Origin of the sequence: Dankookia rubra (genome assembly GCF_004355005.1) — a bacterium.
Classification (GTDB): domain Bacteria; phylum Pseudomonadota; class Alphaproteobacteria; order Acetobacterales; family Acetobacteraceae; genus Paracraurococcus; species Paracraurococcus ruber_A.
This window is the reverse complement of record NZ_SMSJ01000117.1, coordinates 1-14054: the sequence shown is the minus strand read 5'-3', so window position 1 is coordinate 14054 and position 14054 is coordinate 1. Positions and strand designations below refer to the sequence as shown.

Sequence of the window (14054 nt, the reverse complement as noted above, 5' to 3'; positions counted from 1 at the left end):
GGCCTTCCGTCAGCCGTCGTGACGAAAGGCTCGGCAGCGCTCCTATTTCACGCCGCCGCGGCCAGATTACCCAGCCGCTCCCTGAGGGATTTTCTCTCCGACGCTCTCAGTCGGCTGCACGAAGGCGGCGACATGGAGCCACTGGTAGCGGTGGTGGCCAAGGGCGATCGGTCGCTGACCCATGGGCGCCCAGACCCGGCGCCGGATCGGCTTCAGGCCGAGACGGTGCTCATCCTCCGCCCAGACCTCGACCGGGCGGTCGGGATGTGCCGCCCTGGCCGCGGCGACAGGGGCATCAAGCCCCCCTTGAAAGCTGCCCTCTGCTCGGGCGTGGCGGCCCGCGGATGCCGCGGGCGCGGCGCCTGCACGGACCAGTCGATCCGCTTCAGCGCTTCCCAGCCGCGCTGCGGATGCACCCGCTCCAGGCCAAGCTGGCGCGCCATCCAGGCCGCGACCTTCGGCCCGCTCCACAGCCCGCCGTCCTCGGGTGGCGTCCGCAGCCGCTCGGCCAGGGCGGCCAGCACCTCTTTGGTCAGCAGGCTCGCCGCCCGGCCATTCCGTCGCCGCTGGTCGCCCAGCGCCTCAGGGCCATGCGCGTTGTAGCGGGCGGCCAGTTCTTCCACCCAGCGCGGCGCAAAGGCCATCACCTCGCCAACCTCGAGGACGGTTCGCCCCTGCGCCAGCAGCCAGATCGCCTGGGTGTGCCGCGCCTCCGTCACATCGCGTGCCGCCCGGTAGCGCGCCTCCAACTTCTCAATGGAAAGATGATCAACGATCCGGACCATGGCGCCGCTCCCTGACAGCGCCAGCCAGACTACCACCCGTGCCCAGGCCAGGCGAAAGCGCCCGCGCCATGACCCAATCACCCGGAGACGGTATGACCCTCAGCTCGGCACCACCAGGGCCTGCGGTGCCGCCTGCTGCAGCCGCGTCTCCAGCCAGCGCCGCTGGCGGCCATTCTGATCCCGCATGGCCTCCAGCTGCCGCTCAAAGCTATCGTCGCGCAGCGCCATGGCGGCCTGGTGCAGGACAGTGATGGAGATGAAGCCCTCGTTCGCCAGCAAATACAGGTCGTGCAGGTCCCGCAGCAGGTTGAAGCCGGTAGAGGTGGCATGGGCATGGACGAGCACCCGCTGTAGCCGGCGCGGCTCGCCTTCCTGCTGGGTGCCGTAGCGGTCCTGGAAGGCCTGCAGGTCCTGCGCCGCCTGGCGTGACCATCCGGCGAAGACCGTGCACTCGCGCTCGACATCCGGCACCTTCGGGTGGTTTGCCTTCACTTGGTCGAAGGCATCGGCCAGCATCTCTTCACTCGCCAGCAGCAGGCCGAGATAGTCGGAGACATGCGCGCGCGGCGGCGCGACGGCGGACTCCACCGCCTTCAGCGCGGACTGCGCCGCGGTGCCTACCGCCTGCAGCACCCCCTGGCGGTCGCGCGTGGCGGCCATGTCCTCGGGCTGGGCGGTGCCGGGCGCGGCGCGCTTCTCCAGGCGCACCGCGGCCAGCTTGAAGTAGGGCTGCTTGCTCACCGGGTCCCAGGCGAAGATGGTCAGCTCATTCGCCGCCCGCGCCCGGCCCGGCTCGTCCCAGTAGCCGTAGTGGAAGGGCACGAAGAGGTGCCCGGCATGGATGTCGACGATCCGCGCCGGCGCTTCTAGCACGCCGCGGCGGGAGGTGAGGCGCAGCATATCGCCGTCCTGCACATCCAGCCGCGCCGCGTCCTCGCTCGCGATTTCCACATAGGCGTCCGGCGCCGCCGCGCGCAGCGCCTCGGCGCGACCGGTTTTGGTGCGGGTGTGAAAGTGGTGCGTCAGGCGGCCGGTGGTCAGCAGGAAGGGGTAATCCTCGTCGGGCGCCTCCGGCAGCGGCATGTGGTGCGCGGGCTTGAGGAAGGCGCGCCCGGCCGGGTTCAGCGCCCGGTACTCGGTGGCGGTGACGACGCCGCCGGTCTGCAGGTCGTGCCCGTGTTCCTCGCAGACATCCGGGTCGGTTGGGAAGATGTGGTCGGTGTAGAGGCGTGGGCTGCCTTCGGGGTGCCGCTCGTTGCACGGCCAGGGGATACCCGAGCCGCCGGTGAGCTTCGCGTAGCTGAGGCCGGTATAGTCGCAGGGCCGGCCGCGGGTGCATTCCTTCCACGCCTCGAAGCACTCCTCCGGCGTGCGCCATCGAACCAGCGGCTCGCCGTCCTTGTCGCGGAATTCCATGCGGCGGGCGTAGTCGAGGAAGATGTCGAAATCCGCCCGCGCCTCGCCCGGCGGCTCCACCGCCTTCAGGCTCAGATGCACGGTGCGGTCGACATTGGTGAAGGTGCCGGTCTTCTCGCCCCAGACTGCCGTCGGCAGCACCAGGTCGGCCAGTCGCGCCGTCTCGGTCATGAAGGCATCCTGCACCACTACGAAGAGATCCGGGCGTTCCAGGATGCTGCGGATGCGCCCGAGTGCCGGCAGCGAGACGGCCGGGTTGGTCGCCTGGATCCACAGCATGCGGAGCGAGCCGCTTTCCGCATGATGGAAGATCTCCATCGCATGGGTCGGCGGCGCCCAGTGCGGGATCGTGTGCAGGTCGATATTCCACAGCTGCGCCAACTCGGCGACATGCGCCGGGTTGTCCCAGTTCCGGAAGCCGGGCAGGTCGCCATCGGCGCCGCATTCGCGGGTGTTCTGCGAGGTCGGCTGCCCGTTCATCTGCAGGATGCCGCAGCCGGGCCGGCCGATCAGGCCACGGACAAGGTTGATGTTGTTCACCTGGCAGGCCGCTGCAGTAGCCTGGTGGCTCTGGTACACCCCTTGCAGGCAGGTGGAGAGCAGGGTCGGCGCGGTGCCGATCAGCTGCGCCGCCTGCCGCAGCCTCGCCGCCGGCACGCCGGTGATCGTCTCTACTCGCTCCGGCGGGTAGTCGGCGACTGTGGCCTCCAGCTGCTCGAAGCCGAGGGTGTGCCGCGCCAGGAATTCGCGGTCCAGCTGGCCACCGGCGATCAGCAGGTGCAGCAGGCCGTTCAGCAGGGCGACATTGGTGCCAACGCGCGGGGCGAGCCAGATATCGGCCTCAGCCGCCACCATGGTGCGGCGCGGATCCACCGCCACCAGCTTCGGCGGGTTCGGCCCGCGGCGGCGATCCAGCACGCGGCTCCAGAGCACCGTGTCGGTCGCTGCCATGTTGTGGCCGACCATCAGGATGCAGTCGGTGACGTCGATATCGTAGTAGCAGCCCGGCTGGCCGTCCGCCCCGAAGGTCTCCTTCATCGCTGCTGCGGCGGTGGCGGTGCAGAGCCGGGTGTTGCCGTCCATGTGCGAGGTGCCAAGCCCCGCCTTGCCAATGAGGGCGAGGGTGTAATACTCCTCCAGCATCAGTTGGCCCGAGGTATAGAAGCCGATGGCGCCGCTGGTGTAGCGGTCACGGGTCTCCTTCGAGCGGCGGACCAGCAACTCCATCGCCTCGTCCCAGCTGGCCTCGCGCATCCGCCCAGCCTCGCGGATCAGCGGGCGGGTCAGCCGGTCCGGGCTATGGTTGGCTTCCCAGCCGTGCAGGCCCTTGGGGCCGAGGCGGCCGCGGCTGCTGGCGTCCACCGCCCGGCCGCGCACCCCGACGATGCGGCCGTCCTTCACCCCGATGTCCAGCCCGCAGCCGTTGGAGCAGAGCACGCAGGCCGACTGCACCCAGCGCTCCGGCTCCGCCAGCGTGCGTTCGTCCACCCGCACCGGCCATTGGGCCTCGCCGTGGTAGGGCGTGCGCGGGCCCCAGATGTCGCTGATGCTGTCGCGGGAGATGCCCATGCCGCCAGCTCCTGTGTCCTGATGCGGGCCGGCGGTGCCCCGCGCCCGTCGCAGAGCGGAACGAAGACAGCAGGCGCTCGTTCCACCAGTGCGACTGGGCAGCGTTCAGGAAGGCGCGAACCGCGGCATGGCAGCGCCGCCTACCTCCTATGACGGAAAGCCCGAATGCTGCAGCTGCTCATCAGGATGATCCTACTGGGCTGTGGCCGCTTCTGCCCTACCAAGCCCCTGAACCGGACAGTCCACTCCCGGCCAACTCTTGCCACGGTAGCATGACGCTTACCCTCGGTGTTCTTGGTGCTTAGCGTCTCTCCCGAAACCGGATGTCTGCTCGCCATGCACTGCTCCGGCCGCCGGCCTATGATGGTCCACTCCGTCAAGCGTCGCTAACGTTCGCTGTGGCCTGCCACTTCGTCGCTCTCTTCCCCCGCAAGGAATTCCTGCTCCTCCGTTTCCAGCGCCGGCGCCTCGAACGCCTCCAACCCGAAGCGCCGCGCCACGTCCGGAGCGTAGCGCAGCAGGTCCGGGCGCAGGCGGATCAGCGCCAGATCCTTCACCTTCGCCTCCAGCATGACGTCGAAGTCGAGCCCCTCCGCGATCCGCATGAAGGTGATGAACTCGAACGGATTGCAGAAATCGGCGTGCCCCGTGTTCACCGGCGCGACCAGCACGGTCTTCAGCTTGCGCGTCCCCTTCTCCTTCCGCTTGATCTCCCGCATTTCCGTGCGCGGCGAGGAGAAATGCACCTTCGGCCGCTGGCCCTCGGGCCAGGTCCGCAGCACCTTCCCGAGCGCATCCCGCATGTCGAGCCCAGCCGGGTTCAGGCACCAGAAGTGCTGGTGGTCGAAGATGAGCCGCACGCCCGTCCGTTCATGGATCCACAGGATGTCCGAGACGGAGAAGCGAAGGTCGTCATGCTCCAGCACCAGGCGGCGCCGCACGTGCTCCGGCAGCTTGTTCTTCCAGGTTTCCACCCAGCGTGCATTGGCGGCTTCGCGGTCGCCATAGGTACCGCCGACATGGATCACCATGACGGCCTCGGGCCCGAGCTCCATGCGGTCCAGCATCTCCGCCTGGGAGCTCAGGTCCCAGATGCTCTTCTCCACCAGCGCCGGGTCGGGGCTGTTCAGCACCACGAATTGCGAGGGATGAAAGCTCAGGCGGGTATCCAGCGCCTTCGCTTTGGTGCCCAGGGCCCGTAACTCGGCATCGCTGTCGCGCACCATGGAGTGGAACTGGGGCATGTCGGGATGCGTGGCATAGGGCGCCAGGTCGGAGGACATGCGGTACATGCGGATATCGTGGCGGTCGAGGTAATCCAGCGCCCGGTCCATGTGCTCCAGCGAGACCTTCAGATGGGGGCTCTGCTGCCAGCGCCTGGTGTCGTTGCTCTTGATCCCCGCGTCGCCCATCAGCTTGACCGGAAAGCCCAGGCGAAGTGGCCTCGCCGCGGTGGCGGGCGAGGCTAGCCGGCGGCGCGCGCTCATGCCGGAACCTGCCCTTCGACGCCGAAGCCGAGCCCGGCCACGAAGCGGTTCCAGGCCGCGGGCGGCAGCGCGCCGCCCGAGGCCTGGGGATGGCCATTGCCATATTGCACGGGGTCGGCGCCTTCCGGCCGATGCCGGCGAAGAAAGGCGATCAGATCGGTGCCTTGCCCGGCGCGTGCGGCGAAGTGCACCCAGCCCGAGCGGTAGCCCGTATTGGCGGCAATCACGACCTTGCCCTTCAATCGCCCCTTCCACTGCTGCGCAATCAGCGGGTGGATCTGGCAGGCGGAGTGGAGGGGGATCAGCGCCACGTCGCCACGGATCTGCGGGGCGACACGACGGCCCTCGGCCAGGGCCTCTTGCACCTCGGCCTTGGCCGCCTGCAGCAACGCGGTTTCCGGGTACTCGCCCGACAGCACGGCCTTGGGCCCGTCCGCCTTCAGCAGCAGCGCGAGCGCCAGGGCGGCATCGCCGGCACTCGCCCGCCGCGGGGCGTTCAGGAAGGAGACGGCACGCCGCAGCGCGGTGATGCCCCAGCGTTCGCGGGCCGCTGCAAGCTCCGGGAAGCCCGCTGCCTCCTCCATGTCGCCGATGATGCCGAGCGCTGCGAGCCAGAGCAGGTCGTCCACTTCCGCCAACGCACCGGCGCACCACCAGGCCAGCAGGGAGGTGGTGGGCGTCGGGCGCAGGCCGTGGCCGCTGACCAGCAACGCCGCCTGCGGGACGCCGGTCTGCACGTGGTGGTCCAGGATCACGGTGGCCACGCCGGGAATCAGCGGTTCGGCGCGGGTTCCGAGATCGGCCAGGATCAGGCCGCCGATGTCCTGCGCGCGGAGCTCCGACGCCATCTCCGGGGACCATGCATTCTCGCCGCGGCCAAGGAGCCGGACCCTGGCGCGTCGCCCGCTGCGCTCGAGCGCCCGGAACAGGATGGCCGCCGAGGAAAGCCCGTCCGCATCGTGGTGGCCGAGGATCAGGACTGGCCTTGCGGCGAAGGCCGCCACCGCGTCGCAGAACGCGTGTCGGCCGTCGGCCACCCAGGCGGCGGTCGGATGGCAAGGCTCGATGATCGCATCCGGCATGCGCCGGTTCCTCCTGCTGCCAGCTGCTGCCGCGTCACCGGCGCATCAGCGACAACAAGGCCTTTCGGTCAGGCGAGTTTCGGCCCGTAGGGCCTCGGGCGATGACGAGGCCGGCCGCGCATCCGGCCCGCCGGGACCGGCGATGGCCGGGCGGGCATGCGCGGCGGCGCCGATCCCGCGGCCCTTTGCCCGGCGTCAGGTGAAGTAGAGCACCCGCGCGTGCGGCAGGTGGCGGGAGACGCTCGCCTCCAGGCCTGCGCGCAACTCGGCCATCAGCGCCTTGGGGAAGACGTACTTGGCCGAGCCGAATTTGGTGAGCTTCCGGCTGCGCTGCGCCGGGTCCATCTCCAGCCCGCTGCCGGGGTACCAGCCCTGGAGCACCTCCCGCGAGCTCTCGGTGAAGCGGTGGGTGATGAGCTCCACCGTCAGGTCCGGGTCCGGCGCGCCGACCAGCGCAGCGGCGCAGTCAGCCAGCAGGATGTCATAGGCTTCCCGCCAGTCCGGCAGGTTCAGGATGGGCGCGACGGTGAGGCCGATGCGATAGCCAGCCATGGCGGCCTGTCGCATGGCATGCAGCCGGTTTCGCACGCGTGGCGCCCCACCCTCGAAGCGCTCCGCCCCGCGCGCATTGACGGAGAAGCGGATGCGTGTGCGGCGGTTGTGCGGCAGGTTCAACAGGGAACCGATAGCATCGTACTTGGTGGTGAAGCGAAGCTGCGCCTCTGCCTCCCAGGCGCCGAAGAAGCGGATCGTCTCGGCCAGGCTGCCGGTGATGTGCTCGATGCCCAGGGGGTCAGTGTAGCAGGAGCCCTCGAAGGTCGTGCCCTCCGCCGCCCGGGCGGCGTTGCGGGAGGTGACCTGGCCCTGGCCCAGTACGGGGGGCAGGGCGCCCAGGATCTCCGGCAGGTTGGCATAGGCGCGGATGATCGGCGGGCCGGTCAGCGACCCCGCGAGGTAGCAATAGGCGCAATGGGCCGGGCAGCCCTCGGCCAGGTCGAAGCGCCAGTCGGCGCTGGGCGGAATGGGCTGAGGCTTGCGGCGGCTGGGGGAGGCTACGACGACCGCCATGGTCGTCTTGGCGTCGCGGTAGGTGTCGGGCAGGCCGGTCAGGCGGTCGGCCTTCAGCCGCACCACCTCGGCCCCGAGCGCCGCGGCCCGCTCCGCCATGGCCGCGCCCTGCGGCCAGGAGAGGGCGGCGGGGGTGACGAGCAGGCGCTTCGGCCGCCAGAGCGGGTGGGCGCGGGCGGGGACCTCCAGTGCCTCAGAAGGCATAGCGCACCCGGCAGTAGGGCATGCGGGAAGCCAGCAGGTCCTTGAAGCGCTGCAGCCAGCGGCCTTTCCAGCGAGTGCGGTAGCGCAGGTTCACGCCGCCGCTCTCAGACACCTTTTCCTCCTGGATGTCCGGCCGCCAGAGCAGATCCTCGGCTTTCGGATGCCAGGCGAGGTTGATCTCGTGCAGGTCCCGGTTGTAGGTGAGCATGATGATCTCGGCCGCCAGCTGGTCCTTCACGGCGGCGGGCAGCAGATCGTCCAGCTCCTCGAACAGCGCGCCCCATTCCGCCTCCCATCCCTCATGCAGCACGACGGGGGAGAAGTTCAGGTGAACCTCGTAGCCGGCGCGGTGGAGGTCCGGGATGGCGGCGATGCGCTCCGCCACAGGGGAGGTACGTACATCCAACAGCTTCGCCAGGGCAGGCGGCATGAGGGACATGCGGATGCGCGTGCGGCCCTGCGGCTCGTAGCCCAGCAGATCCGGGTTCACCCATTTCGTGGCGAAGCTGCCCTTCGCATTCGGCAAGGTGCGGAAGAGCGCGACGAGGTCCCCCACATTTCCCTAGATGGCGGCATCCACGGAAAGGTCCCCGTTCTCGCCGAGGTCGTAGACCCAGGACTGTGGGTCCACCTGGTTCGGCACCGTCTTCGGACCTTGACGGGCGGCATGGCGGGCCGTGGCGGCCAGGATCGCCTCGATGTTGACGAAGACGCTGATCGGGTTCGCATATCCCTTCCGCCTGGCGACGTAGCAGTAGGCGCAGGCCATGGCGCAGCCATTGGATGAGGAGGGCGCGATGAAGTCTGCGCTGCGCCCGTTGGGCCGGAAGGCCAGGCCCTTCTTCACGCCGAGCACAAGCGCCTGCCGCTTGGTAGTCAGATAGTCGCCGGGATCGCCCTCCCGCGGCTCGGGGATGCGCCAATGGGACGCGATCGGGATGCGCTCGGCTTGCGGAAAGCGGGCAAGGATCTCTCGCCCGCGGGCATGCTGCTCGATGGCGGGCTCAAGGTAGATACGGGAGATGTCGAGCGGGAGGGCGGCCATCCACGCTGATGTGGGCACGTCGCCCGGACTTCCCAGGGGCCGGTCAGGCTCCGGAAAATGCCACGCTTCTCCGCCCTCCGCCGATCAGTTCGCCGTATCGCAGAGAACGATACTGGCCGGACGCGAAATAATGGGTTTTGGCCAGCTTCGATCCTAGCGGCTTCGCGCCCATGGCGGACGCTCAAGGTCGCTGCCCACCTTCCCGGAAGCGGAGATGGTTCCCTGTCCGGCCCAAGTGTCCGGCCGGGCGTCCCAAATCATTTGGGATGGCCGCTGCGCGCTCGCCCGTAAGTGCCTACTTTGCCATCCTCCAATTCCAGCAGCCGGGTCGGCACGTCGCGGCTGGCAAGTCCATTGCCGAGCGGACAACGGGGCCGCTAACTTCGGAAAAAATTGATTGCCTGCCTAACCGGCGACGGGGGGAACGATGACGACGGCAGCCGAGGGCGCATTGCTCACGCAGGTCGGGCCGGGAACGCCGATGGGCGACCTCATGCGCCGCTACTGGATCCCCGCGGCGCTCTCCTCAGAGCTGGAACGCGACGGCGCACCGGTGCGGCTGAAGCTGCTCGGTGAGAAGCTGATCGCGCTCCGCGATAGCGCCGGGCGGGTCGGCGTCATGGATCATCGCTGTCCGCATCGCTGTGCCTCGCTCTTCCTCGGCCGCAACGAGGAGGGCGGGATCCGGTGCGTCTATCACGGCTGGAAATTCGACGTCACCGGCGCCTGCATGGAGATGCCGAGCGTGCCGCCGCACCAGGATTTCCGCGCCAAGGTCCGGGCGAAAGCCTATCAGGCCGTCGAGCGCTGCGGCATCGTCTGGGTGCATATGGGCGCGGGCGCCGGGGCGCCACCCCTGCCGGCGCTTGATGCCCTCGACATCCCCGAAGAGGAGCTCGGCGTCAGCTTCATTCAGCGCGACTGCAATTGGCTGCAGGCGCTGGAGGGCGACATCGACACCTCGCATTTCGGCTTCCTGCATATGGGCCATGTGGACCCAGAGCGGATGCCGGAGGATGAGCCGCTACGCCACACCATCACCTCGCGCGCACCGGAGTATCAGTTCATCGACTCCGCCTGGGGCACGCAATACGCAGCCTATCGTCCAGCTGACCAGGGTGGCACCTACTGGCGCTTCGGCACCTTCATGTTTCCATTCTGGACGCAGCAGCCCTCCAGCCCTTTTAGCGGCAATGCGAACGCGCGCGCCTGGGTACCGCTGGATGACGAGCACACGATGTTCGTCTTCCTGTGGTGGAAGCGTGGCGTCTCGGCCATGACGGAGCCGCAACCGCGACATAAGGACGGTACGCCAGTTGGAGGCACCACCCGCGGCAACGCGCTGCTGCCCAACACCACAGATTGGCTCGGGCGTTTTCGGATGGCCGCGAATTCGAGCAACGATTGGGGCCTGGACCGCACCGCGCAGCAGGCGGGGAAAATCTACAGCGGCATCAATGGAATCCACCTGCAGGACCAGGCGATCACCGAAAGCATGGAGCCGATCGTCGAGCACAGCTTCGAGCATCTCGCGCCATCGGACCACATGATCGCTCGCACTCGCCGCCGCCTGCTGATGGCGGCGCGGGCGCTAGGCGAGAAGGGCATACCGCCGCCCGGCGCGGAAGATTCTGGCGTCTATCGAGGCGCACGGAGCGGCTTCTTCGTCAGCAACGAGGTGAGCGACTGGCAAGAGATTTATGCGCGGCAGCTCGCTATGGCGGCGCGACCGGGCGGCATCGCCCAGGCGAATGCCGATTAGGCGAACCGCCGGAGCGGCGGCGGGTCGAGCCAGCAAACCCGCACCGCGGTATCGTGGTACAGTGCCGCTCGCTGGGCCCAGGGCTAACTGACGCCGGCCGCCGCGAAGTTGTAGAGTTCGTCCACCAGGAATTTCGAGGCAAGCATGCCGTAGCGCCGCTGGACGGCGGCCAGTCAACCGGCGACCATGCCGCGCGATCGGGCATCCGAGCGCCACAGCGGTTCACCGTGCGGGCGGAAGAGGAGTGCGAGGCATGCGGACCGTCGCGATCGAGGAACACTTCACCGCACCACATCTCGTCGCCCGCATTGATGGCGAATTGACCCGCCGGCGCGGCTACCAGCCACGCCGGGTCGCCGCGGGCGCGACCAACCCTATGGAGTTGGCGGCTGAGATCGGCAAGCGGCGCCTGGGCCTGATGGACGAGGCCGGGATCACCATGCAGGTGCTGTCGAATACTGGGCCCGGGCCGGACCTGCTGCCGGGGCCGGAGGGCGTAGCGCTGGCCGCCGCCATGAACGACTACCTGGCCGAGTGCGTGGCGCGCGCGCCCGACCGGTTTGCCGGATTTGCCGTGCTGCCCATGGCCAGCCCAGAAAGCTGCGCCGCGGAGCTGACACGCGCCGTGCGGACACTCGGCTTCAAAGGCGCGCTGATCAACGGGACCACCGATGGGCGCTTTCTGGACCATCCGGCCTATGACGGCCTGCTGGCGCAGGCGGTTGCCCTGGATGTGCCGATTTATATCCATCCGCATCTGGCGCCGGAGGCGGTGCGCGACGCGTATTACGGAGGCCTTGAGCTTGGCGCCGGGCGGGTGCTGGAAGCCGCGGGCTGGGGCTGGCACTCGGAAACTGCCCTTCATGTGCTACGCTTGGTGCTGGCCGGAACGCTCGATAAGCATCCCAAGCTGAAGCTGATCATCGGACATATGGGCGAGATGCTGCCAATGATGCTGGCGCGTGCCGACGAGGTCTTCGCCAGCGACATCGGTCATCTGCAGCGCCCGATTGGCCAGACCATCCTGGACCAGGTCTGGATCACGACCAGCGGCATTTTCAGCGAGCCGCCCTTCCTGACGGCGCTGCTGACCTTCGGCATCGACCGCATCATCTTCTCGGTTGATTTTCCCTACGCTGCGAATGGCAAAGGCAGGGCATTCCTCGATCGCATTGCCTTGTCGCCGACAGATATGGCGAAGCTCTCTTGGCAGAACGCGGCGGGGTTGCTGCGGCTCGGCTAGCCGCAAACTGGGGTAGATCCATGTTGCGAATACTGGCCGTACTTGCCCTGTTGCTGGCCGTTGGCACCGGCACGGCCGCCACGCAGGAGGCGTGGCCAGCGCGGCCACCCCGGCTGGTGGTGCCATTCCCACCCGGCAGCATCAGCGACGCTATCGCCCGCATGGTGGCGGACCGCATCGCTGGATCGCTCGGCCAGCGGCTGGTCATCGACAACCGAAGCGGCGCCGCGGGCAACCTCGGCACTGAGCATGTCGCCCGGTCGGAGGCGGACGGATACACCTTCGGCCTTGCTTCTTCAGGCACCCATGCCGCGAACTTGGCACTCTACCAGAACATTGGCTTCGATCCGATGCGGGATTTCGATCCAGTGGTCGGGCTGGTGCGGGTGCCCAATATACTTGTCGTGCGAGACAGTCTGACCGCCAGCAGCCTCGTCGAGTTCGTGAGCCTCGCTCAGGCCAGGCCGGGCGAGCTGACCTACGGCTCGATCGGCAATGGCAGCAGCCAGCATCTGGCGGGCACGCAGTTCCAACAGCTGACCGGCGTACGACTGACCCACGTACCCTACCGGGCAGTGCCACCTTTGCTGGTGGACATGACCGGAGGCCGTCTCGATGCCAGCTTTCAGCTGGTGCCCAATGTGATCGAGCAGGTCCGTGCTGGTCAGCTCCGCGCGCTGGCAATTGCCACTACGGCGCGCTCTGCGGCGCTGCCAGACGTTCCGACCATGGCCGAGGCGGGGGTCAGCGGCTTTGAAACCGCGGGCTGGTTCGGCATCGTGGCCCCGCGCGGCACGCCCGCGGCAGCGACCGAGCGGCTGGGGCGCGAGGCAGAGATCGTCTTGCTGAGTGTGGGGAACTGCATCAACGGCTGCGCGCCATAGGGGCCGAGCCAATGCCAATACGCGGGACCGCTTTCGGCGCCTTCATCGCTGCCGAGATTCCGCGGTGGCGAGACATTGTTAGGCTGTCCGGTGCGCAACTCGACTGAGCGCTAGCCCTGTAAGCCGGGCTACGCTGTCTCTAGCGGCCCTTTTGCTTTCGGCCAGATGGTGGCGGCACTGCGCCCTTCCCGGTCGTCTGCTGAGTATGTCCGACTTCCTGAAAGCAGACTATAGACAACGCTAAGGTGGAACATCATGCATACACGTCAGGCCTAATGCGGCCGCCGCTCAGCACCAGCAGCGGCCGCATCTTCTGCTCAGGCAGTGCGCATGAGACCAAGCTGCTGAAGCGCGGTCACGCCATCATCCAGTCCGATCTCCTCTGCGATCTTGCCATTTTGAAGGCGAAGCACGGTCGTTCCGGTGAAGTGCATCTTCCGGCCGGTTGCCGCCGGCAGCGGTCCGATGAGAAATTCACTGAAGGCTGGCCCGGAATGCGTACGGCCGCGCCGTGGCGTGCCGGGCGAGTATTGAAAGGTATGTCCGGTGCGGCCAGCTCATCGACAACAGTGAGATAGGATGGCGCACTCCAGAAATCCCTGAACCAGCGGTCGACGAGAGCCTTGTTGTCGTCTTCCTTGCACATGATCCATCGCTCCTGCTTGCGGTCGTTTACACTCGGTTTGGATCATGCGTAGGCCGGGGTGGGGTGGGGCAAACTCCGGTTCTGGCTTTCAGACTGAAAGCTCAGAGCGCTTTGCGGACGGTGAGATTGTAGCGGACTGGGCCTGTCAGCCGGTGCTCCCCGGGTGCCAGGTCAAGCACCCTGTGGAAGGTCTTGCGGGCCGGACCGCCCTACACGACCACGTCCCCGTGCAACAACGGCACGCGGCGTGGCCGCTCGGCCCGGATCTCGCCACCCCACAGGAAAATGGCGGGCAGTCCCAGCGACACGGACACGATGGGCTGGCCGAAGTCCCTCTCGTTCTTGTCCTGATGCAGCGTCAGCCGGGCGCCGGGCACGTAGCGTTTGATGAGGCAGGCATCCGGTGCGAAGCCGGGAAAGCCGGCCTGTTCGGCGGCGTCGGCCGCGAGCCTGCCGAACGCGTACGGCATGTCTGGCCAGGGTCGCCCGGTTTCCGGGTCGCTCCGGTCGTAGCGGTAGCCGGTGCGGTCTGACACCCAGCCCGCGATACCGCAATTGCTCATCGCCACCGACATCGGGAAGCCGCCCGGCGTCACCATGTGACGGAAGGGCGAAGAGCTAAGCACCCTATCAAGCCCCGCCAGCAGTTCCACCTCCACCGCTACCGCGAAACCGCGCAGCAGCGCCGCGCCAGGCCCGAGCGCCACCTTGCGCGGCCCTGATTCCGGTAGCCCCAGCGATGGAGCGTCCATTTTATTGATCCGGCCTGGGCGGTCTTGAAGGCGAGTAGGATCCGTCCAGGTTGGGGGCATGAAGCATGTGGACATGCGCAAGCTGCCGGCGGCGGCGCAAGAGGAACGTCG

10 protein-coding genes and 1 pseudogene are annotated in these 14054 nt (G+C 67.9%); 4 read left to right on the top strand and 7 right to left on the bottom strand.

Annotated features, from left to right (window positions below; genetic code table 11):
* Window positions 1-212: 212 nt before the first annotated feature.
* The 6 genes and pseudogenes from E2C06_RS32340 to E2C06_RS40665 all read right to left on the bottom strand — a co-directional run bounded on the left by E2C06_RS32340 (window position 213) and on the right by E2C06_RS40665 (window position 8656).
* Window positions 213-785, bottom strand: a complete 573-nt coding sequence (locus E2C06_RS32340; RefSeq protein ID WP_133292691.1) for a winged helix-turn-helix domain-containing protein — start codon at window positions 783-785, stop codon at window positions 213-215.
* A gap of 99 nt (window positions 786-884) precedes the next feature.
* A complete protein-coding gene (locus E2C06_RS32335) occupies window positions 885-3770 on the bottom strand; it encodes a molybdopterin oxidoreductase family protein (RefSeq protein WP_133292690.1) in 2886 nt (961 codons plus the stop codon).
* Between the two features lie 386 nt (window positions 3771-4156).
* Window positions 4157-5257 (bottom strand): UV DNA damage repair endonuclease UvsE, encoded by a 1101-nt coding sequence (gene uvsE / locus E2C06_RS32330; RefSeq protein WP_133292689.1) that lies wholly within the window; start codon window positions 5255-5257, stop codon window positions 4157-4159.
* Window positions 5254-6339 (bottom strand): DHH family phosphoesterase, encoded by a 1086-nt coding sequence (locus E2C06_RS32325; protein WP_206664790.1) that lies wholly within the window; start codon window positions 6337-6339, stop codon window positions 5254-5256. The genes uvsE and E2C06_RS32325 overlap by 4 nt, the downstream gene beginning before the upstream one ends.
* A 195-nt stretch (window positions 6340-6534) precedes the next feature.
* The gene (locus E2C06_RS32320) at window positions 6535-7611 is read right to left on the bottom strand and encodes an SPL family radical SAM protein (protein WP_133292688.1); all 1077 of its coding nucleotides are present in this window, start codon (window positions 7609-7611) and stop codon (window positions 6535-6537) included.
* Window positions 7601-8656: pseudogene (locus tag E2C06_RS40665) on the bottom strand (spore photoproduct lyase family protein). The gene E2C06_RS32320 and the pseudogene E2C06_RS40665 overlap by 11 nt, the downstream one beginning before the upstream one ends.
* A gap of 427 nt (window positions 8657-9083) precedes the next feature.
* Between E2C06_RS40665 and E2C06_RS32310 the strand changes: the two are divergent.
* From E2C06_RS32310 to E2C06_RS41250, 4 genes are all read left to right on the top strand, one after another.
* Window positions 9084-10418, top strand: a complete 1335-nt coding sequence (locus E2C06_RS32310) for a Rieske 2Fe-2S domain-containing protein (RefSeq protein ID WP_133292687.1) — start codon at window positions 9084-9086, stop codon at window positions 10416-10418.
* Between the two features lie 253 nt (window positions 10419-10671).
* Entirely contained in the window at window positions 10672-11661 is a 990-nt protein-coding gene (locus E2C06_RS32305; protein ID WP_133292686.1) for an amidohydrolase family protein, read from the top strand.
* 20 nt (window positions 11662-11681) lie between these two features.
* Window positions 11682-12545, top strand: coding sequence for a Bug family tripartite tricarboxylate transporter substrate binding protein (locus E2C06_RS32300; protein WP_133292685.1), 864 nt, complete (start codon window positions 11682-11684; stop codon window positions 12543-12545).
* Window positions 12546-12820: 275 nt separating this feature from the next.
* Window positions 12821-13123: a hypothetical protein gene (locus E2C06_RS41250; protein ID WP_241671576.1), complete on the top strand. Its 303-nt coding sequence runs from the start codon at window positions 12821-12823 to the stop codon at window positions 13121-13123.
* Between the two features lie 277 nt (window positions 13124-13400).
* On the opposite strand, the gene E2C06_RS32290 is transcribed toward E2C06_RS41250, so the two are convergent.
* Window positions 13401-13943, bottom strand: coding sequence for an alpha-ketoglutarate-dependent dioxygenase AlkB (locus tag E2C06_RS32290; protein ID WP_338324257.1), 543 nt, complete (start codon window positions 13941-13943; stop codon window positions 13401-13403).
* Window positions 13944-14054: the final 111 nt, after the last annotated feature.

Bases quoted from the DNA above. Each gene is read 5' to 3' on its own strand.
- E2C06_RS32320 (WP_133292688.1), bottom strand. From the start codon at position 7,611: ATGCCTTCTGAGGCACTGGAGGTCCCCGCCCGCGCCCACCCGCTCTGG.
- E2C06_RS32340 (WP_133292691.1), bottom strand. From the start codon at position 785: ATGGTCCGGATCGTTGATCATCTTTCCATTGAGAAGTTGGAGGCGCGC.
- E2C06_RS32325 (WP_206664790.1), bottom strand. From the start codon at position 6,339: ATGCCGGATGCGATCATCGAGCCTTGCCATCCGACCGCCGCCTGGGTG.
- E2C06_RS32290 (WP_338324257.1), bottom strand. From the start codon at position 13,943: ATGGACGCTCCATCGCTGGGGCTACCGGAATCAGGGCCGCGCAAGGTG.
- E2C06_RS32335 (WP_133292690.1), bottom strand. From the start codon at position 3,770: ATGGGCATCTCCCGCGACAGCATCAGCGACATCTGGGGCCCGCGCACG.
- E2C06_RS32310 (WP_133292687.1), top strand. From the start codon at position 9,084: ATGACGACGGCAGCCGAGGGCGCATTGCTCACGCAGGTCGGGCCGGGA.
- uvsE (WP_133292689.1), bottom strand. From the start codon at position 5,257: ATGAGCGCGCGCCGCCGGCTAGCCTCGCCCGCCACCGCGGCGAGGCCA.
- E2C06_RS32305 (WP_133292686.1), top strand. From the start codon at position 10,672: ATGCGGACCGTCGCGATCGAGGAACACTTCACCGCACCACATCTCGTC.
- E2C06_RS41250 (WP_241671576.1), top strand. From the start codon at position 12,821: ATGCGGCCGCCGCTCAGCACCAGCAGCGGCCGCATCTTCTGCTCAGGC.
- E2C06_RS32300 (WP_133292685.1), top strand. From the start codon at position 11,682: ATGTTGCGAATACTGGCCGTACTTGCCCTGTTGCTGGCCGTTGGCACC.